Source organism: Rahnella sp. AA, from assembly GCF_002834385.1.
GTDB lineage: Bacteria > Pseudomonadota > Gammaproteobacteria > Enterobacterales > Enterobacteriaceae > Rahnella.
This window is the reverse complement of the sequence record NZ_PITQ01000002.1, coordinates 715,308-733,942: the sequence shown is the minus strand read 5'-3', so window position 1 is coordinate 733,942 and position 18,635 is coordinate 715,308. Positions and strand designations below refer to the sequence as shown.

Sequence of the window (18,635 nt, the reverse complement as noted above, 5' to 3'; positions counted from 1 at the left end):
AAATAACAATCCGAAGGCCAGATGATGAAAAAACTCTTACTGTCTGTACTCACCTCTACACTGTTTTGCACCAGCCTTTATGCGGCGGATTTACCGCCCCTGCAATCCGACACCGAACCGGATCGCACCGACTGGACGCAACTGACCACCAAATATGGCCCGTTACCGGCTATCGATAAATCGCTGAAAATCGGCGGTGTGTCGAAAACGCTGACCAACGAATACTGGCGCTCCCTCGGCCAGGGCTATAAAAACTTTGCCGATAGACACGGCTTCACCGTGGAATATCAGGCCGCCGCCAATGAAGACGACCAGCTCGGCCAGCTGTCTATCGCCGAAACGCTGATTTCTCAAGGGTTCAACGGCTTGCTGGTGTCGCCGCAAACCGACGCCAACCTGCAACCGGCGTACGAATCCGCCAAAAGCAAAAACATTGCCGTGGTGAACGTCAATGACGCCGTAATGCCAAACGCTGCGCATTACGTCGGCAACGTGCAAAAAGATAACGGCGTTCGCGTGGCGGGCTGGTTTATCAAAAAACACCCTGAAGGCGGCAAGGTCGCGGTCATCGAAGGCCAGCCGGGCGTGTATGCGGCAACGCAGCGCACCAAAGGCTTTAAAGAAACGATTCAGACCAGCGGGAAATTCACCGTGGTCGCCAGCGTTCCTGCCAACTGGAGCCGCGAAAATGCGTACAACGCCGCAGCGACAATTTTACAGCAACATCCTGATCTGATTGGCTTCTACGCCAACAACGACGGCATGGCGCTGGGCGTGGTAGAAGCGGTCGCAGCTGCCGGAAAATCTAAACAGGTTGCCGTCTTTGGCACCGACGGGATTTCCGATGCGTATGCGTCAATCAAACGCGGTGAGCTGACCGGTACGGTTGACAGCTTCCCGGTGCTGACCGGCGAAGTGGCGATGGAAGTGGTTGTCCGCCTGATTAATGGCCAGAAAATCTCCCGCGTGGTGTCCACTCCGCAGGCGCTGATCACCAAAGACAATGCCGACGCGTTCTCCACTAAAGATAACGCCAAGCTTCGCCAGTTGCTGGCACAGCAACAGTAAGTCTGGCGTCAGAGAACAGGGTGAGGAGAGTTTATGGAACAGTATTGTTTGACGATGCGCGGCATCAGCAAAAGCTACAGCGGCGTGGCGGCGGTTCAGGGGGTTGATTTCTCCGTCAGGCCGGGCGAAGTCCACGCGCTGATTGGTGAAAACGGCGCCGGAAAATCGACGTTGCTCAATATCCTGTCAGGCGTCCGGGCCGCCGATTCCGGCGAGATCCTGGTGGAAGGGCAGGTGATTCAGATGAAAAACCCGCTGTCTGCGCGCCATGCCGGTATCGCAATGATTCATCAGGAGTTGCAGCACGTTCCTGAACTCTCCGTCGCCCAGAATATGTTTCTCGGGCGGCCCCTGACCAAAATGAAAGGGCTGTTTGTTGACAGAAAGGCGCAGTACAAACGGGCGGTGGCGATCCTGCGCCGCCTGGATCCGAGCATTAATCCGGATGAGCCGATCAAAAACCTGAAAGTCTCGCAACAGCAGATCGTTGAGATCGCCCGTGCGTTGCTTGATGAAGCCAAAATTATTGCGATGGACGAACCGACGTCGAGCCTGACGCCGACGGAGTTTGAGCGCCTGGCTGAGCTGATTTCTGACCTGAAATCGATGAATGTTTCGCTGATTTACGTCTCGCACAAAATGAATGAAATCTTCAAAGTCTGCGACCGCGCCACGATTTTGCGCGATGGCAAGCAGGTCGGCGTGGTGAATATCTGCGACGAAACCGAAGAGACGATCGTGACCAAAATGGTCGGGCGCAAAATCGAGAAAGTACAGCACCATTCGTATGCCACCGAACGCATCGTGCTGAGCGTGGAAGATTTGAGCCGCGATAAAGCCGTGCGTAACGCCACGTTCAGCGTGAAAGCCGGTGAAGTGCTGGGCATCGCCGGGCTGGTCGGATCCGGACGCACCGAATTGCTGAAACTGATTGCCGGCATTGATGCCAAAACCGGCGGCAGCATTGAAGTGGATGGCGTTGCGGTAAAAAAACATAACGTCAGTTCCGCCATTCGCGCCGGGATTGGCCTGGTGCCGGAAGACCGCAAAAAAGAGGGCATCATTAAAGAACGCGCCGTCAAAATGAACATGGCGTTGCCGTCGATGGGGCGTTTTACCCGTTTCGGCATGCTGAAGAAAAATCAGCTGAACCAGACTGCGCTGGATGTGATGACGGATTTGCGGTTACGTCCGCTCAATATCGAAAAAACCATTGGTACGCTGAGCGGTGGGAATCAGCAAAAAGTGATTATTGGCCGCTGGGTGGCCGCCGATAATAAGGTGTTTCTTTTTGACGAACCGACCCGTGGAATTGATATCGGTGCCAAGTCTGAAATTTATAATCTGATAGAAAAACTCGCGCAGCAGGGGAAAGCCATTGTGGTGGTTTCTTCTGAAATGCCGGAAATAATGCGTATCTCAGACCGTGTTCTGGTGATGCGTGAAGGGCATATTACGAAAGAACTTAACGGCGACGATATCACCGAAGAAAATATCGCGCGTTATGCCATTAATGATGTGAAAAAAGCCGTCTGAATTAACGATACGTTCTGTCACCTACTGATTTTTTAAGGCCATGATTATGACGACTCAAGGTAATGTTCAGCCAAAGGCTTTCCCTCTGGCATTATTTAAATTCAATGTTCGCGATGCCGGTACGCTGATTGGTTTACTGATTATTGTGATCACCTTTTCTTTTCTTTCGCCGGTATTTTTCACGCTGCCGAATCTGCTGAATATTTTGCAGCAGTCATCAATTAACGGAATTATTGCGCTGGGGATGACCCTGGTGATTATTTCCGGCGGCATCGATTTGTCTGTCGGGCCAACGGCGGCGCTTTCTGCGGTGCTCGGCGCAACGCTGATGGTGGCGGGCGTGCCGGTTCCGCTGGCGATTATGGCGACGCTGGGCGTCGGCGCACTGTGCGGCGTTTTCAGCGGAATGTTAGTGGCGTATGCCGGTTTGCAGCCGTTCATCGTCACTCTCGGCGGCCTGTCGCTGTTCCGCGCGCTGGCGCTGATTTTCACCAACGGTAACCCGATTTTCGGCATCCCGATGGAGTTTCGCACGGTCATCAACAGCACGGTATTCGGGGTTCCGGCACCGATTGTGATTGTTATCGCCATCGCGGCAATCCTGTGGGTGGTCATGAATAAAACGCCGCTGGGCGAATACATTCTGGCCGTCGGCGGTAATGAAGAAGCCGCTCGCGTGGCCGGTGTGCCGGTCAAAAGAACCAAAGTCACGGTGTTTGTGATTTCCGGCGTCCTGGCGTCTCTGGCCTCATTGATTCTGATTGGTCGCCTGGGCGCTGCCGAGCCGACGATGGGGAATTTATGGGAGCTGGATGCGATTGCCGCGGCGGCCATTGGCGGGGCATCGCTGATGGGCGGCAAAGGCAGCGTCATCGGCACGCTGATTGGCGCGGTTATTTTGGGTTCATTACGAAATGGCCTGACGCTTCTGAATATTCAGGCGTTTTATCAATTGCTTGCCACCGGTCTTATTATTATCATAGCGATGTTGATTGACCGGGCGACACGAGGCAAGTAATGAATCAGGATCCGCGAGCCATAGGCGCTCAAATTCGTATGAAATTGCCACATCTGACGCCGCTGGAAAGAAAAGTCGTCGACGCAATTACGTCTAAAACGGATTTTTCTGAGCAAACTTCTTTAAAAGAAATTGCGCTGGAAAATAATGTTTCTGAGGCGATGATTGTTAAATTGACGAAGAAATTAAATTTCTCAGGATTTAGAGATTTCAGAAGCAGTTTGATTTATTACAACTATTCTGAGGTGGCGAATTTACATGCGGAAATTGAGCCGGGAGACTCGTCGGAGCAATTACTTGAAAAGGTATTTCGCACATCTATTCAGGCAATAGAAGAAACATTATCTATTGTCGATGTGTCGGAATTTAACCGCGCCGCTGACATTCTTTTTAAAGCCAGGCACATCGATTTATATGCCGTCGGCGGTTCTGCCGCCGTCGCCAGAGATTTGTCGCATAAGCTCCTGAAAATCGGGATCAAAACGACGGTCTACGATGATGCCCATATTATGCTGATGTCAGCAGCAGTCTTGTCGGACGATGATGCGGTGGTGGCCATCAGCCATTCCGGCACCACCCGAGCGGTGAATGACCCGATTAAACTGGCGGCGCGCAACGGCGCCAAAGTTATCGCCATCACCAATTACGCCGAGTCGCCTATTGCGCGTAATGCGCATGTGGTTCTCAATTCAACCTCTCAGGGATCGCACTTGCTCGGGGAAAATGCCGCTGCCCGCATCGCCCAGTTAAATATTCTGGATGCCTTATTTGTGGCGATTGCGCAGAAAGATCTGAAGACAGCGGAGAAAAACCTGATGAAAACCCAGCAGGCGGTTCAGGACCTTCGGGAATACTAGAATGGGTAAAATTTTAGTCACGGGCAGCCTTCATTACGACATCGTGATCCACGCGCATCACCGCCCTGAAAAAGGCGAAACGGTGATGGGCAGCGGCTGTTCGTACAAATTTGGCGGTAAAGGTGGCAATCAGGCGGTGTCCGCCGCGAAAGCGGGCGCGCAGGTCGGCTTTGCCGGTGCTGTTGGCGCAGATACGCAGGGCGATTTCCTGCGTTCCGTGCTCGAAGAAAACGGCGTGAATACGGATTTTGTGGCCGTCAGTGCAGACGTGCCGTCGGGCATGAGCGTTGCGCTGATGGACGCGGAAGGGGATTACGGCGCGGTCGTTGTTTCCAATGCCAACAACCGGGTAGACGCCGCGCAATTTGGTCACGACGCCGTCTGGCAACAGGTTGAGATGTTGCTGCTGCAAAACGAAGTGCCGGAAGCGGTCAATCTGGCGGCCGCCGAAGCGGCAAAACAGCGCGGGATACGCGTGTGCCTGAACGCCGCTCCGGCACGAGAGATGTGCAGCGCGATGCAATCCGCCGTCGATTTGCTGGTGGTCAACGGCGTCGAAGCCCGCGATCTCAGCGGCATTACGGTGAATGCTTTATCTGACGCCCGCGCCGCCGCCGAATGGCTCGGCGGGCATTATCCGGCAGTGGTCGTCACGGCAGGCGAACACGGCGTCGCCTGGTGCGAAGCCGGTGAGCGCAGCCAGTCCATGCCCGCCGAAAAAGTCGAACTGATCAGCACGCACGGCGCAGGCGACTGCTTTATGGGCATGTTGTGTACGTCACTTTTGCAGGGCCAGACGCTGGCCGGTTCCGTGGCAAAAGCCAACCGCGCCGCCGCCGAACACGTTTCACGTAAAGCGTAGCGTTAATGCGAAACAGTAAGGCAGGAGAATTTCCTGCCTTTTGTATTCCTTTTGATGGCTACGACTTGCAGCGCATAAATCCGATCAAACCTGCCGCCAGAAGCAAAATAATCCCGCTGCCGGTGACCGTGCCCAGCGTGCCATGTGCATCGAGTAAAACCCCGCCGAGCGTTGCGCCTGCCGTGATGGCCAGCTGAATTGAAGCGACCTGTAAACCGCCACCGCTTTCGGTTTCGTCGGGGACTGCATGGGTCAGCCATGTCGTCCAGGCGACCGGGACTGCGCCAAAAACAAATCCCCACAGCGTAACCAGAATTGCCGTCACCGGCTGACTTTCGCCAAACCTGACCAAAATGGCCGCCATCAGCGCCATTATCAGAGGCATGAAGAGCAGGGTGCCTTTCAGGCTGCGTCGCAGCATCATGCCTGATGCCGCTGTACCGAGAATATTGGCGATGCCAAAGCCCAGCAAAATGGCGGAAACCCCGCTCACGCTGAAGTGAGCAACGTTTTCCAGTAGCGGACGCAGATAGGTGAAGAAGGCAAAATGACCGCCAAATACGCCGACCATTCCGGCCATTGCCAGCCGGATTTGTGGTCTTTTCAGTAACCCGAACAACGTGCTCAGGCGCGTCTGTCCTGCGGGTTTCATGGAGGGGAATACGCGGTACTGCCAGACAAACGTGATGATGCCCAGTGCGGCGGTGATCAGAAATACGCCGCGCCAGCCAATGGCATCCCCGAGCCAGGTTCCCAGCGGCGTCGCAACGGCCATCGCAACTGAAACGCCACCGAAAATAACCGATAACGCTTTCGGGATCAGCGATTTGTGCACCAGCCGCATTGAAACCGCCGCCGCCATTGACCAGAACCCGCCAAGGCTCACGCCCAGCAATAAACGCCCGATCAGCAACACCGCGTAATCCGGCGCGGCTGCCACAAGGACATTAGAGGCAATCGAAATCAGCGTAAAACCCATCAGCACCAGACGGCGGTCAAGTCTGCGGCAAGCCGCCGCGATAAACAGGCTGGCGATCATTCCCATAATGGATGTCGCGCTGACGGCCTGTCCGGCCATGCCTTCGCTGATACTCAGATCGGCTGCCAGGGGGGTTAACAAACTGATGGGCAGTAATTCTGCAGTCACCAGACTGACTACGCTTAAGGCAATTGAAAATACGGCACTCCAGTGAGCATGATCGGGGGATCCCGCCGCTGCTTTCTGTGGAAAAGTTTGCGTCATGAAAAAGTATCCGTGCGTGTTTATACCGGGGGTTACAGGAAGCGGGAAGTGTAGGGAGAACGTTCCCGCTAATGAATAGCGGGAAATGGGACACCATCATGAGCCAGGCTCATCAATTAATTAAATTATGCCGAATTACGCTAAATCCCCGCCCGCAGCGCCTTTACGACTAACGCCAGTGCGCGCGATGATTCCCGGCGGCTGGGGTAGTAAATATGCAGGCCGTCCCAAACCGGGCACCATTCATCCATCACCTGAATCAGTTTTCCTTCGGCGATCAGCGGAGCCACGATGTCCTCCGGGATATGCGCCAGCCCGAAGCCTGAAACGGCGGCTGAACGGATCTGATATACGCTGTTAAAAATGACCTGGCCTTCAACGCGGGCTTTTACCTCGCGACCGTCTTTGGCAAATTCCCAGACGTAAAAACCCCCGTGCGTGGGCAGCCTCAGATTGATACAACGATGCTGAAGTAAATCCTGTGGCGTTTCAGGCTTCGGGTTGCTGGCGAAATAAGCCGGTGAACCCACCACGACAAAACGCAGATCCGGGCCAATGCGCGCCGAAATCATCCCGTTAGTTACCTGCTCACCCAAACGGACGCCCGCGTCATACCGGTTAGCAACGATATCCGTCAGACCGTAGTCGCTGATAAGCTCGACGGTGATATCCGGGTATTCATGCAGAAAATGCTCCAGCTTCGGCCATAAAAGCTGATTAATGGCATAGTCCGTGGCGGATATGCGGATCACGCCGGAGGGCTTATCACGCAAATCATTGAGTGCCGCCAGCTCGCTGTAAATCTCATCAAAACGCGGCGCCAGCGTAGCGAGCAGGCGCTCACCGACGTCGGTTGCCGAGACGCTGCGGGTGGTGCGGGTCAGTAACCGCATGCCGAGCCGCGATTCCAGGCCGCGAATGGTATGGCTGAGCGCCGACTGTGAGACGCCCAGTTGTGCGGCGGCGCGGGTAAAACTCTGCTCGCGGGCAACGGTAACAAAGGCCACCAGATCGTTGAGATTATCGCGCGGCATTACGCTTGCCCGCTCTCAGGCGTTTTCTTCTTATCCACATGCCCTAAATCCCGGTCCGGGAAGCAGATATCGCGCACGCGCTGTTTAAGCGGTGCGGCGTCCGGAAAACCGCCGTCTCTTTTACGTTCCCAGATAAGCTCGTCATCGACTTTAATCTCGTAAATTCCACCCGTGCCCGGCACCAGCGTGACCGAGGCCAGGTCGGTGCTAAACGAATTCAACAGTTCCTGCGCCATCCACGCGGCGCGCAACAGCCAGTTGCATTGGGAACAATAAGTGATGGTAACTGCCGGACGTTTTTCCATGGAATGACCCTTCTTTATGCGTTTTTATTGCCTTGGTTTATTAAACATGCGGAAAGCAGATGAAGCCTTGAAAATACCATGATGTGGCGCGATTTACTGCATACAGCAAATGCCGTTTTGCCGGGCAGGGCACGCATTGGGTTATGGCGATATCTGACACGCACTATACTCTTATCACACTTTTTGCTATCGCCCTCCGGCGGCATTTTGATTGCCGTTTCATCACATTAACCCGGAAAAGGAAAAATTATGTCCGCACTCTTTACGCCGTTTACGCTGAAAGACGTCACGTTAAAAAACCGAATCGCAGTTCCGCCGATGTGCCAGTATTCCGCCACTGACGGCGTGCCGAACGACTGGCATCAGGTACATTACGCAACGCTTGCACGCGGTGGCGCAAGCCTGGTTATCGTCGAGGCGACCGCCGTTTCGCCGGAAGGCCGTATCACCCCGGGATGTCTGGGGATCTGGAATGACGCGCAGGCCGCTGAACTGGCGAAAATCGCCAAATCTATCAAAGCTGCCGGGGCTGTTCCGGGGATCCAGATTGGTCACGCGGGCCGCAAAGCCAGCGCCAACCTGCCGTGGGAAGGCGATGATCATATTGCAGAAGGCGATCCGCGCGGCTGGGCGACTATCGCACCTTCTGCGGTTGCGTTCGGCAAACATCTGCCAAAAGTGCCGAAAGAGATGACAAAAGCGGATATTCAGCGCGTGATGGCGGATTTCGTCGCAGCGGCAAAACGCGCGCGCGACGCCGGTTTTGAATGGCTGGAACTGCATTTTGCCCACGGCTATCTGGCGCAGAGTTTCTTCTCCGTGCATTCCAACACCCGTACTGATGAATACGGCGGCGATTTCGCTGGTCGCAGCCGTTTCCTGATTGAGACCTTCGACGCCGTCAACGCGGTCTGGCCGAAAAACCTGCCGATCACCGCGCGTTTTGGCGTGATTGAATACGATGGCCGCGACGAAGAAACGCTGTCCGAATCCATCGAACTGACGCGTATTCTGCGTGAGAAAGGGCTGGATCTGCTCAATGTCAGCGTCGGTTTCTCCACCTGGGAAGCGCAGATCCCGTGGGGCGCAGGCTTCCTGGCACCGGTTTCACGCCGCGTACGCAAAGAGGCCGGTTTGCCGGTCGCCAGCTCCTGGGGCGTGGCGTCTGCGGACGTCGCCGAACGCTGCATCAGCGAAGAAGACATGGATCTGGTGATGATTGGCCGCGCGATGCTCGCCAACCCGCATTACCCGTATGCACTGGCGAAAGAGCTGGGCGTGGAAAACCCGTCATGGGTTCTGCCCGCGCCTTACGCGCACTGGCTTGAGCGTTACAGCATTAGCTAACACGTTCAAAACCGTAATTCTGCTCGCAAAAGCGATAACATATCTTCAGAGAATTACATTTTGTTTCGGGGCAGGCCGCAGGGTCTGCCTCTTTTCTTTTCAATCCTTTCAATCCTTTCCAAATCGACGCAAAATCTCATCTATGACGGCGACAAAAAGGGATGCGTGCGTGAATTCAGGTTTGATGGTGTTACACGGAAATCACTCAGAAGCGCTGAGGGATATTCTGGTGTCGTGGATGGCGGCACATCCGCTGGCACCGCTGGAAAATGAAGTGATTCTGGTGCAAAGCAACGGGATCAATCAGTGGCTGAAACTGGCGCTGGCGCGCGATGTGTCCGAAGGCGGCTGCGGGATCGCGGCGGCGCTGGACATCAAATTGCCCGCCCGCTTTTTCTGGCAGGTTTACCGTGCGGTGCTGGGCAAAGATCAGGTGCCGGATTCGTCGCCGTTTGACCGCCCGCTGCTGACCTGGCGGCTGATCCGCCTGTTGCCGCAGCTACTGCCTGAACCGGTTTTTGCCCCGCTGGCGCGTTTCTTAAAAGACGACGGCGATATGCGTAAGCTGCATCAGCTGGCGCAGCGTCTGGCGGATTTGTTCGATCAGTATCAGGTTTACCGCGCCGACTGGCTGGAGGACTGGGGAAACGGGGCAGACGTGCTGCGCACCAGCCGCAAAGGCAGTGAACCGTTACCAGAAAACCTGCTGTGGCAGCCGCAATTGTGGCGCGCACTGCTGGCCGATGTGCCTGAAAGTGAGCGGGGAACCAGCCGCGCCGCGCTGCATCAGCGTTTTCTGCAACATGCTCAAACCATCCCTGAAGACGAGCGTCCGGCCGGTTTGCCTGCGCGCCTGATCGTTTTCGGGATTTCTTCGCTGCCGCAACAATCCTTAGAAGTTCTGGCCGTGCTGGGCCGGTGGACGCACATCTTTATGTGTGTTCATAACCCGTGCGAGCACGACTGGAGCGATATTATCGCCGATAAAGATCTGCTGCGCGCCGAACGTGCGCGTCAGCGGCGTAAACCGGGCATGCCGCAGGTGATTGCTGAAGGCGATCTGCATCAGCACGCGCATCCGCTGCTGGCGGCGTGGGGCAAACAGGGGCGCGATTATATTGGCCTGCTCAATGAATATGATAACCACGAATCCTACGCCTCCACGCTCGCGCCGGTGATCCCGCGCATTGACCTGTTCACCTCCAACGGCGAAGACACTTTATTGCATCAGTTGCAGGAAGACATTCTGCAACTGCGGCCGCTGGCTGAAACAAAAGAAAAATGGCCTGAGATTGATGCGCTGAATGACGAATCCCTGCGCTTCTCGATAACGCACAGCGCCCAGCGTGAAGTGGAAGTGTTGCACGACCGGCTGCTGGCCGCGCTGGCCGCCGATCCGACCCTGAAAGCCCGCGATATTATCGTGATGGTGCCGGACATTAATGGCTATGCACCGCACATTCAGGCGGTGTTCGGGCTGATGGAGCGTAGCGACCCGCGCTACATTCCGTTTACCGTAGCCGATCAGGGGCCGCGTCAGAATAACCCGCTGCTCGGCGCGCTCGAAAGCCTGCTGACGTTGCCGCAGTCCCGTTTTGCCGTCAGCGATTTGCTGGATTTACTCGATGTGCCGTCGGTGCGTCAGCGTTTTGGCATCGGCGAAGAACAGCTGCCGCTGCTGCACCGCTGGATAAGCGCCGCCAACGTGCGCTGGGGGTTGCATGCGGAGCAGCGTCAGAGCCTTGAACTGCCGTTATCGCCGGAGCAAAACAGCTGGTTCTTCGGCCTGCAAAGAATGCTGCTCGGTTACGCCGTCGGCAGCGGTGACGCCTGGCAGGGCATTGAACCGCTGGATGAAATCGGCGGGCTGGAAGCGGCGCTGATTGGCCCGCTGTCGCATCTCTTAAATTGCCTTGATGAAACCTGGCGTCAGCTGCGTGAGCCTGCGTCGCCGCCCGTGTGGGGCGAACGTTTGCAGGCATTGCTGAGCGGCTACTTTGCCGAAGATGACGGCGACGACGGCTTTATTTTAGTGCGTCTGCATACCGAGCTGGAAACCTGGCTTGAAGCCTGTGAAAGCGTCGATCTTCAGGCCGAGCTGCCGCTGTCTGTCGTGCGCGAACACTGGCTGGCGCAGTTTGATCAGTCCGGCCTGACGCAGCCATTCTTTGGCGGTGCCGTCACGTTTGCCACGCTGATGCCGATGCGCGCCATTCCGTTCCGCCACGTTTACCTGCTCGGGATGAACGACGGCGACTATCCGCGCAACCGCGTGCCGATGGATTTCGACCTGATGGGGCGCGATTACCGGCCCGGCGATCGCTCGCGCCGCGAAGATGACCGTTATCTGTTCCTCGAAGCGCTGCTGTCGGCGCGTGAACGCCTGCATATCAGCTGGGTCGGGCGCAGCATTCACGATAATACCGAGCGCCCGCCTTCGGTGCTGGTGGCACAACTGCGCGACCATCTGGCGGCGGGCTGGAAAGCGAAGGACGATGGCGATTTGGTTCACTCGCTCACCGCCGAACATCGCCTGCAACCGTTTAACCGCGATTACTTCAGCAAGGGCAGTGAGCTTTTCAGCTACGCCCATGAATGGCGTGCCGGAATGGACGCGGATGTCAGCGCTGATGCGCCGCAACCGTTGCCGCCGCTGGTGCAGGAAGGGGCGCTCACGCTGCGTCAGCTGGCTGATTTTCTGTCCGATCCGGTGCGCAGTTTCTTCCGCCAGCGGCTGAATATTTACTTCGAACTGGAAGAGGCGGGCAGCGAAGATCAGGAGCCGTTTGATATTAATGCGCTGGAAAACTGGCGCTTGCAGGATGAACTGATCCGCGCGCAGAAATGGGCGCTGGAGGCCGGGGAGCCGCGTCAGGATATTTTGCGTCAGCAGCTTGAACGCATCGAACGGCGCGGTGAACTGGCACCGGGCGAATTCGCCGCCGTGCTGAGTGAAGATCTCGCCGAGCCGATGGAAACGCTGTTTGCCAATTATCAGAGCGTGCTCGATGAATGGCCGCTGACGCGGGCTAATGAAGCGCTGAGTGTTGAAACCGCAGGCGTGAATGTCTCGGACTGGCTCGGCGATCTACGCGCGAACGCCAGCGGGGAGCGCGCCCGCGTGGTGCTGGAGAGTATCGGCATCATCAAAGACCGCAATTACCGCCTTGACCGTTTGCTTCCTTATTGGGTCGCGCATCTGGCCGGACACCTCGGCGGACAGCCGATGCACAGTATCATTATCAGTAAAAACGGGACGGCGGAATTACCGCCACTGGAGATTGCTGAGGCACAGGCGCTCTGGCAGCAACTGATCGAAACCTGGCAACAGGGGCAATTAAGGCCGTTGCCGCTGGCGGTCAAAACGGCCTTTGTCTGGCTGAAAAAGGACGGCTCCGCGCAAAGTGCGCCGGACGGCGATGCCGGGCTTTCTGCCCGTGATGCTTATGAAAACCACGATCCGGCCAACATGAAATTTGGTGAACGCGACAGCAACCCGTATCTGGCGCGCGCGTGGCCGGATTTCGCCACGCTGTGGTCCGGCGGCGAATTCGCCGAACTGGCTGACAGATTGCTGGCACCGCTTAAAAACCATCTTTCCCGCAGCAGCAAAAAAGGAGCGAAAGAATGAAGGAACGCATTTCCCCCGCGACCCTGAATGTGCTGAATTTTCCGCTGACCGGCAGCCGCCTGATTGAGGCCAGCGCCGGGACCGGTAAAACGTTCACCATCGCCGCGCTGTACGTGCGGCTGGTGCTCGGCCACGGTACTGAGAATGCGTTCGTCCGCCCGCTGACGCCGCCGGAAATTCTGGTGGTGACGTTTACCGATGCGGCCACCAAAGAGCTGCGCGACAGGATCCGCGAACGTTTGTCCAAAGCGGCGGCGTGTTTTCTGGAAGATCCGGACGAAGCCTCCGCGGGCGATGAATTTTTGCTGAACCTGCGTGCGGAATATCCGCCGGAAGAGTGGGCGGGGTGCGCACGTAAGCTGCAACTGGCGGCGGAATGGATGGATGAATCGGCGGTTTCTACCATCCACGGCTGGTGTAACCGCATGCTAGGCGAACACGCTTTCGACAGCGACAGCCTGTTTACCCAGACGCTGGAAACCGACCAGACCGAGCTGCTGATGAATGTGGTGCGCGATTACTGGCGCAGCTTCTATTTTTCCCTGCCGGAACCGGATATCAGGACGTTGCGCGGGTGGTGGCGCTCGCCGGAAGATCTGCACAAAAATGTCTCTCCGCTGCTGGAATACGCCGAAACGTTGGGAACGGATGAAGCGCCCGCCGACGTTTTTGTGACGGTGAATCAGCAAAAAGCAGCAGAGCTGAGCGAGCTGAAAGCGGGCTGGCCGGAATGGACGAAGGAACTTCGCACCCTCCTCGAAGGGGCGGTGGCGGCGAAAGTCGTAAACGGCCGGAAAATTCAGGCGCGGTATTTTAATCCGTGGCTGGAGAAACTTTATGCCTGGGCGACCAGCGACGAACTCATGCCTGATCTGAACACCGGCTGGGAGCGCCTGACGCCAAACGGTCTGGCTGAATGCTGGACGCAGGGCGAGCCGCCCGCGCACCCGGCGCTGACGGCGATGGAAACGCTGAAAGCGCGTCTGGAAACCCTGCCGGACGCCCGCAGCGGCCTGCTGCAACATGCCTGCCGCTGGATTGAAAACCGTTTTGACGTCGAACAGCAAAAACGGGCGCAGATGGGTTTCAATGATTTGCTGACCCGCCTTGACGCTGCACTGCGCAGCGACAACGGTGAACGGCTGGCGGAGATTATCCGCACGCAATTCCCGGTGGCGATGATCGACGAATTTCAGGATACCGATCCGCTGCAATACCGGATTTTCGACACCGTTTACCGCGTGGCGGAAAACCCGCCAGAGCAGGGGCTGATCCTCATCGGCGACCCGAAACAGGCGATTTATGCCTTCCGCGGTGCCGACATTTATACCTATCTGCGCGCCCGTCGCGATACCGGGGGGCGCCACTATACGCTGGCGACCAACTTCCGTTCTACCCGCGCGATGGTAGCGTCGGTCAACAGCGTCTTTTCACTGGCCGAAGACCGTACTGCCGGAGAAGGCGCATTCCTGTTCCGCCGTGGCGATGAAAATCAGGTGCCGTTCCTGCGGGTAGAAGCCCAGGGACGCAAAGAAACCTGGGAGATCGACGGCGAAGAAGCTGCTGCTATGACGCTGTGGTATCCGGAAAATCAGACCGAAACGTTGCCAAAAAACCAATATGCCCAACTGATGGCCGAAGGCTGCGCGACAGAAATCGTCCGGTTGTTGCGTCTCGGGCAGCAGGGCGCAGCGGGTTTCAGCCAGCCTGAAAAACCGTTTAAACCGGTCGCACCGGGTGATATTGCCGTGCTGGTGAATACCGGGCGTGAAGCAGCGGCAATCCGCACCGCGCTGTCCAAACGCGGTGTGCGCAGCGTGTACCTTTCTGATAAAGAATCCATTTTTCAAAGTGCGCAGGCAGGCGAACTACAGTTCTGGCTGGCGGCCTGTGCCGCACCGGAAAACGACCGTTTGCTGCGTGCCGCGCTGGCCACGCCTTCGCTCAATTTACGCTGGGAAGCGCTGGATCGTCTGAATCAGGATGAAAACGAGTGGGAACGCTACGTTCAGCAGTTCCAGCAACTGCGCCTGTGCTGGCGCAAGCAGGGCATTTTGCCGATGTTGCGGCGTCTGATGTGGGAATTTGACGTGCCGCGCCATCTGCTCGCCCACGGCGACGAACGGGCGCTGACCGATTTGCTGCACCTTTCCGAGCTGCTGCAACAGGCCAGCGTGCAGCTCGATGGCGAACACGCGCTGATCCGCTGGCTGGCGGAACAGTGTCAGGATGAAAATCAGGGCGGCGATGCTCGCAAGCTGCGTCTGGAAAGTGACGCGGCGCTGGTGAAAGTGGTTACCGTGCATAAATCCAAAGGGCTGGAATATCCGCTGGTGTTCCTGCCGTTTGCCTGTGCATTCCGCGCGGTGAAAAAACAGGATTCGCCGCTGAAATGGCATACGCCGGAAGGTGAACTTGAAATCGCGCTGAGCGCCACGGAAGAGCAGCGCGAGCTGGCAGACCGGGAACGTCTGGGCGAGGATCTGCGTAAATTCTACGTGGCGCTGACCCGCTCGCGTTATGCGCTGTGGCTCGGCATGGCGCCGCTGAAGGAGTTTGAGAAAAGCGCGCCGGGTTATCTTTTCCAGGGCGGCGAACCGGTTGAGGCTGAAGAGTTTCCCGCCAGTTTGCAGGCGCTGGAAACGGAAAATATTCAGGCGTGGCCGCTGCCGGTGCCGGTCGGTGCGGTGTACCGCAGCGAGCAGGCGTTGCCGGAGCTCGGGCCGCGTCCGCCACTACGTACGCACAAAAGCCCTCGCTGGTGGGTATCGAGTTTCTCCGGTCTGCAAATCGCCCCGGCCGGTACTTATATCGTGCCGGAAGCGCTGAACCGTGAACCGCAGGCTGAAATTGAAAGCGCGGCGCAGGACAGCTATTTAGAAGATAAGAAAGTGTCTGCGCAAGGTAACGATCCGACGGACGGGCTTTTGCAGCCGATGACCGGTGAGAACTTATATGCTTTCCCGCGCGGCCCTGCGCCGGGTAATTTCCTGCACGGTTTGCTGGAATGGGCGGGTGACGAAGGTTTTGCCGCACTGGCGGAAAACCCTGAGCGTATCGCTGACCAGGTGGCGCGGCGCTGTAATACACGCGGCTGGGAGCCGTGGATTATTCCGCTGACAGGCTGGCTGACCGCGTTGCTGACGCAGCCGCTGGCACTGCCGGGCGGCGGGAGTTTCACGCTGGCCGCACTGCCGCCGTATCAGGTTGAGATGGAGTTCTGGTTCTCGCTTTCGCAGGTGTCCACACGGCGTCTTGATACTGTCGTTCAGCATTTCACGCTTGAGGGCGCAGAGCGCGCACCGCTGCTGGCAGAAGAACTTAACGGCATGCTGAAAGGCTTTATCGATCTGGTGTTTGAGCACAACGGGCGTTATTACGTGCTGGATTACAAATCCAACTGGCTTGGGGATGACGCCACCGGTTATGACCAGACGGCGATGACGCAGTCGATGAGGGATCACCGTTACGATTTGCAGTTCACGCTGTATCTGTTCGCCCTGCATCGTTTGCTGAAATCCCGTTTGCCGGATTACGACTATGACCGCCATATCGGTGGCGCGGTGTATTTATTCCTGCGCGGCAGCCACGCGCCGGGTAACGGGGTCTGCGTTCAGCGGCCGGATAGAGCATTAATGGAAGAACTTGACGTTCTTTTCAGCCGCACTGAGGAACGCGCATGAGAATCAACAGCCGTGAAGATATTTTAAAACTGCTGGCCAGCTGGGTGGAATGCGGCTGGCTGCGTGAACTGGATCGCGCGCTGGTGACGTTTCTGGCAAAAGAAGCACCGGATGCACACCCGCTTTTATTACTGGCGACGGCGCTGACCAGCTACCAGCTCGGGCGCGGCCATGTGTGCCTGGATTTGCAGGCTACGCTGGCGGACAGCGCGTTTTCGCTCTCGCTTCCGCCCGACGGCGATCATTCCGATGGCGCGATTTCCCGTCCGTCGGCGGTGCTTGACGATCTGAGCCTGGAAGAATGGATGGCGGCGCTGGTGAACCCGCAACTGGTGGGCAGCGGCAGAGGCAACTCGCCGCTGGTGCTTGCAGGGCATCGTCTGTATCTGCGGCGTTACTGGCAGTATGAGCAGAATGTGCGTGAGGCCGTTGAACAACGTCTGGGCCGCACGCAGCTGCATGCGCTGCCCGCTGAATCGCTGCGCGCGTCACTCGATGCCCTGTTCCCGCAGGCCGGAAATGCAGGGCAGGTGAACTGGCAGAAACTGGCATGCGGGCTGGCGGCGGGGAGTGCGTTCAGCATTATTACCGGCGGCCCCGGCACCGGGAAAACCACCACGGTTGTGCGCCTGCTGGCGCTGTTACAGGCGCTGGCGCTGGAAGAAAATGGCCAGCCGCTGCGCATCCGGCTGGCGGCACCGACCGGTAAAGCGGCAGCGCGTCTGAATGAATCGGTGGCCGGTGCGGTTTCCCGGTTAGATCTGCACGCGCTGAACAACGGCGATACGGTGCGCGGCAGCATTAATACCGACGTGGTGACGCTCCACCGGTTGCTTGGCAGCAGGCCGGATACCCGGCATTTCCGGCACCATGCGGGCAATCCGCTGATGCTCGACGTGCTGGTGGTGGACGAAGCATCGATGGTCGATCTGGAAATGATGGCAGCGCTGCTGGCTGCACTGCCGCAGAACGCGCGGCTGATCCTGCTCGGGGATAAAGATCAGCTGGCCTCGGTTGAGGCCGGTGCGCTGCTCAGTGAGCTATGCCAGCGGGCAACCGGCGGGCATTATCTGCCGCAAACCCGCGACTGGCTGCAAAACGTGACGGGGGAAAAACTCCCGGACGCGCTGGTCGATCCGGCAGGAACGGCAATGGATCAGGCCGTGGTGATGCTGCGCCACAGCTACCGTTTTGATGCACAAAGCGGCATCGGGCAACTGGCGGAAGCGGTCAACGACGGCGACATTAAGGCGCTGAAACAGGTCTGGAAGCAGGGTTATGCCGATCTGGCGCAACTCAAACTTAACGCAGATGACGATACCGAACTGCGAGACTGGGTGATTAACGGCGCGGCGGGGCGATTTCCTGCTGCGCAAAGCCGCAAAGGCGTCGAACCGCCAGTCGGTTACCGTCATTATCTGAACGTGATGGCAAATGAACGCCCTGCCGATGATGCATCACAGGAAACGTTCAGCGCCTGGGCGGCGAAAGTGTTGCTGGCTTACAGTCAGTTCCAGTTGTTGTGTGCTCTGCGTGGCGGGCGCTGGGGCGTGGAAGGGCTGAATCTGCGGATTGCGGAAATTCTGTATAAAGAAGGGTTGCTGAAAGCGTCGGCTGGCTGGTACCCCGGGCGTCCGGTGCTGGTAACGCGCAACGATTACAGCCAGCGGCTGATGAACGGTGATATCGGCATTACGCTGGAAATCCCTCACCGGCTGGAGGACGGTTCCGTGGTGCCGGTACTGCGTGTGGCTTTCCTGACCGGTGACGGGACGCAGGATATCCGCTGGGTGATGCCGGGGCGGTTGCAGGCTGTCGAAACGGTGTTCGCCATGACGGTGCATAAATCGCAAGGCTCCGAATTTACCCATACGGCCTTGCTGCTGCCGGAAAATCTCAGCCCGATCCTGACCCGTGAGCTGATTTACACCGGCATTACCCGTGCACGGCACTGGTTCAGTTTGGGATGTGTTGGGGGAATGAATGCCGTGTTGCCGGAAGCCGTGCAAAGGAGGGTTTTGCGCGCCAGCGGGTTAATCGAAAGCGCGTGA

12 protein-coding genes are annotated in these 18,635 nt (G+C 57.4%); 9 read left to right on the top strand and 3 right to left on the bottom strand.

The window, feature by feature from the left end; genetic code table 11:
* Window positions 1-24 precede the first annotated feature (24 nt).
* Genes CWS43_RS08110 through CWS43_RS08090 form a run of 5 tightly spaced genes read left to right on the top strand, consistent with a single transcriptional unit; the run spans window position 25 to window position 5,341 of the window.
* On the top strand, window positions 25-1,068 hold the full coding sequence (locus tag CWS43_RS08110) for a substrate-binding domain-containing protein (protein ID WP_101076481.1): 1,044 nt from the start codon (window positions 25-27) through the stop codon (window positions 1,066-1,068).
* A 33-nt stretch (window positions 1,069-1,101) separates the two neighbouring features.
* Window positions 1,102-2,604 carry a sugar ABC transporter ATP-binding protein gene (locus tag CWS43_RS08105; RefSeq protein WP_101076407.1) on the top strand — a complete coding sequence of 501 codons (1,503 nt, stop codon included), beginning with the start codon at window positions 1,102-1,104 and terminating at the stop codon, window positions 2,602-2,604.
* 46 nt (window positions 2,605-2,650) lie between these two features.
* On the top strand, window positions 2,651-3,622 hold the full coding sequence (locus CWS43_RS08100; protein WP_101076406.1) for an ABC transporter permease: 972 nt from the start codon (window positions 2,651-2,653) through the stop codon (window positions 3,620-3,622).
* Window positions 3,622-4,479, top strand: a complete 858-nt coding sequence (locus CWS43_RS08095; protein ID WP_101076405.1) for a MurR/RpiR family transcriptional regulator — start codon at window positions 3,622-3,624, stop codon at window positions 4,477-4,479. Before CWS43_RS08100 ends, CWS43_RS08095 begins: the two co-directional genes overlap by 1 nt.
* Before the next feature lies 1 nt (window position 4,480).
* Window positions 4,481-5,341 (top strand): ribokinase, encoded by an 861-nt coding sequence (locus tag CWS43_RS08090; RefSeq protein WP_101076404.1) that lies wholly within the window; start codon window positions 4,481-4,483, stop codon window positions 5,339-5,341.
* A gap of 58 nt (window positions 5,342-5,399) precedes the next feature.
* Here CWS43_RS08090 and CWS43_RS08085 read toward each other — a convergent pair whose 3' ends face one another.
* The 3 genes from CWS43_RS08085 to CWS43_RS08075 all read right to left on the bottom strand — a co-directional run bounded on the left by CWS43_RS08085 (window position 5,400) and on the right by CWS43_RS08075 (window position 7,923).
* A complete protein-coding gene (locus tag CWS43_RS08085) occupies window positions 5,400-6,584 on the bottom strand; it encodes an MFS transporter (RefSeq protein ID WP_101076403.1) in 1,185 nt (394 codons plus the stop codon).
* Between the two features lie 140 nt (window positions 6,585-6,724).
* Entirely contained in the window at window positions 6,725-7,618 is an 894-nt protein-coding gene (locus CWS43_RS08080; protein WP_101076402.1) for a LysR family transcriptional regulator, read from the bottom strand.
* Window positions 7,618-7,923: a SelT/SelW/SelH family protein gene (locus CWS43_RS08075; protein ID WP_101076401.1), complete on the bottom strand. Its 306-nt coding sequence runs from the start codon at window positions 7,921-7,923 to the stop codon at window positions 7,618-7,620. The genes CWS43_RS08080 and CWS43_RS08075 overlap by 1 nt, the downstream gene beginning before the upstream one ends.
* A gap of 249 nt (window positions 7,924-8,172) precedes the next feature.
* Here CWS43_RS08075 and CWS43_RS08070 point away from each other — a divergent pair, with 249 nt between their 5' ends.
* From CWS43_RS08070 to recD, 4 genes are all read left to right on the top strand, one after another.
* Window positions 8,173-9,270 carry an NADH:flavin oxidoreductase/NADH oxidase gene (locus CWS43_RS08070; protein ID WP_101076400.1) on the top strand — a complete coding sequence of 366 codons (1,098 nt, stop codon included), beginning with the start codon at window positions 8,173-8,175 and terminating at the stop codon, window positions 9,268-9,270.
* A gap of 142 nt (window positions 9,271-9,412) precedes the next feature.
* Window positions 9,413-12,901 carry an exodeoxyribonuclease V subunit gamma gene (gene recC, locus CWS43_RS08065; protein WP_198555794.1) on the top strand — a complete coding sequence of 1,163 codons (3,489 nt, stop codon included), beginning with the start codon at window positions 9,413-9,415 and terminating at the stop codon, window positions 12,899-12,901.
* Window positions 12,898-16,584, top strand: a complete 3,687-nt coding sequence (recB, locus tag CWS43_RS08060; protein WP_101076398.1) for an exodeoxyribonuclease V subunit beta — start codon at window positions 12,898-12,900, stop codon at window positions 16,582-16,584. Before recC ends, recB begins: the two co-directional genes overlap by 4 nt.
* Window positions 16,581-18,635 (top strand): exodeoxyribonuclease V subunit alpha, encoded by a 2,055-nt coding sequence (gene recD, locus CWS43_RS08055; RefSeq protein ID WP_101076397.1) that lies wholly within the window; start codon window positions 16,581-16,583, stop codon window positions 18,633-18,635. Before recB ends, recD begins: the two co-directional genes overlap by 4 nt.

Bases quoted from the DNA above. Each gene is read 5' to 3' on its own strand.
- CWS43_RS08070 (WP_101076400.1), top strand. From the start codon at position 8,173: ATGTCCGCACTCTTTACGCCGTTTACGCTGAAAGACGTCACGTTAAAA.
- CWS43_RS08090 (WP_101076404.1), top strand. From the start codon at position 4,481: ATGGGTAAAATTTTAGTCACGGGCAGCCTTCATTACGACATCGTGATC.
- CWS43_RS08110 (WP_101076481.1), top strand. From the start codon at position 25: ATGAAAAAACTCTTACTGTCTGTACTCACCTCTACACTGTTTTGCACC.
- CWS43_RS08085 (WP_101076403.1), bottom strand. From the start codon at position 6,584: ATGACGCAAACTTTTCCACAGAAAGCAGCGGCGGGATCCCCCGATCAT.
- CWS43_RS08100 (WP_101076406.1), top strand. From the start codon at position 2,651: ATGACGACTCAAGGTAATGTTCAGCCAAAGGCTTTCCCTCTGGCATTA.
- recB (WP_101076398.1), top strand. From the start codon at position 12,898: ATGAAGGAACGCATTTCCCCCGCGACCCTGAATGTGCTGAATTTTCCG.
- CWS43_RS08075 (WP_101076401.1), bottom strand. From the start codon at position 7,923: ATGGAAAAACGTCCGGCAGTTACCATCACTTATTGTTCCCAATGCAAC.
- recD (WP_101076397.1), top strand. From the start codon at position 16,581: ATGAGAATCAACAGCCGTGAAGATATTTTAAAACTGCTGGCCAGCTGG.
- CWS43_RS08080 (WP_101076402.1), bottom strand. From the start codon at position 7,618: ATGCCGCGCGATAATCTCAACGATCTGGTGGCCTTTGTTACCGTTGCC.
- CWS43_RS08095 (WP_101076405.1), top strand. From the start codon at position 3,622: ATGAATCAGGATCCGCGAGCCATAGGCGCTCAAATTCGTATGAAATTG.
- recC (WP_198555794.1), top strand. From the start codon at position 9,413: ATGACGGCGACAAAAAGGGATGCGTGCGTGAATTCAGGTTTGATGGTG.
- CWS43_RS08105 (WP_101076407.1), top strand. From the start codon at position 1,102: ATGGAACAGTATTGTTTGACGATGCGCGGCATCAGCAAAAGCTACAGC.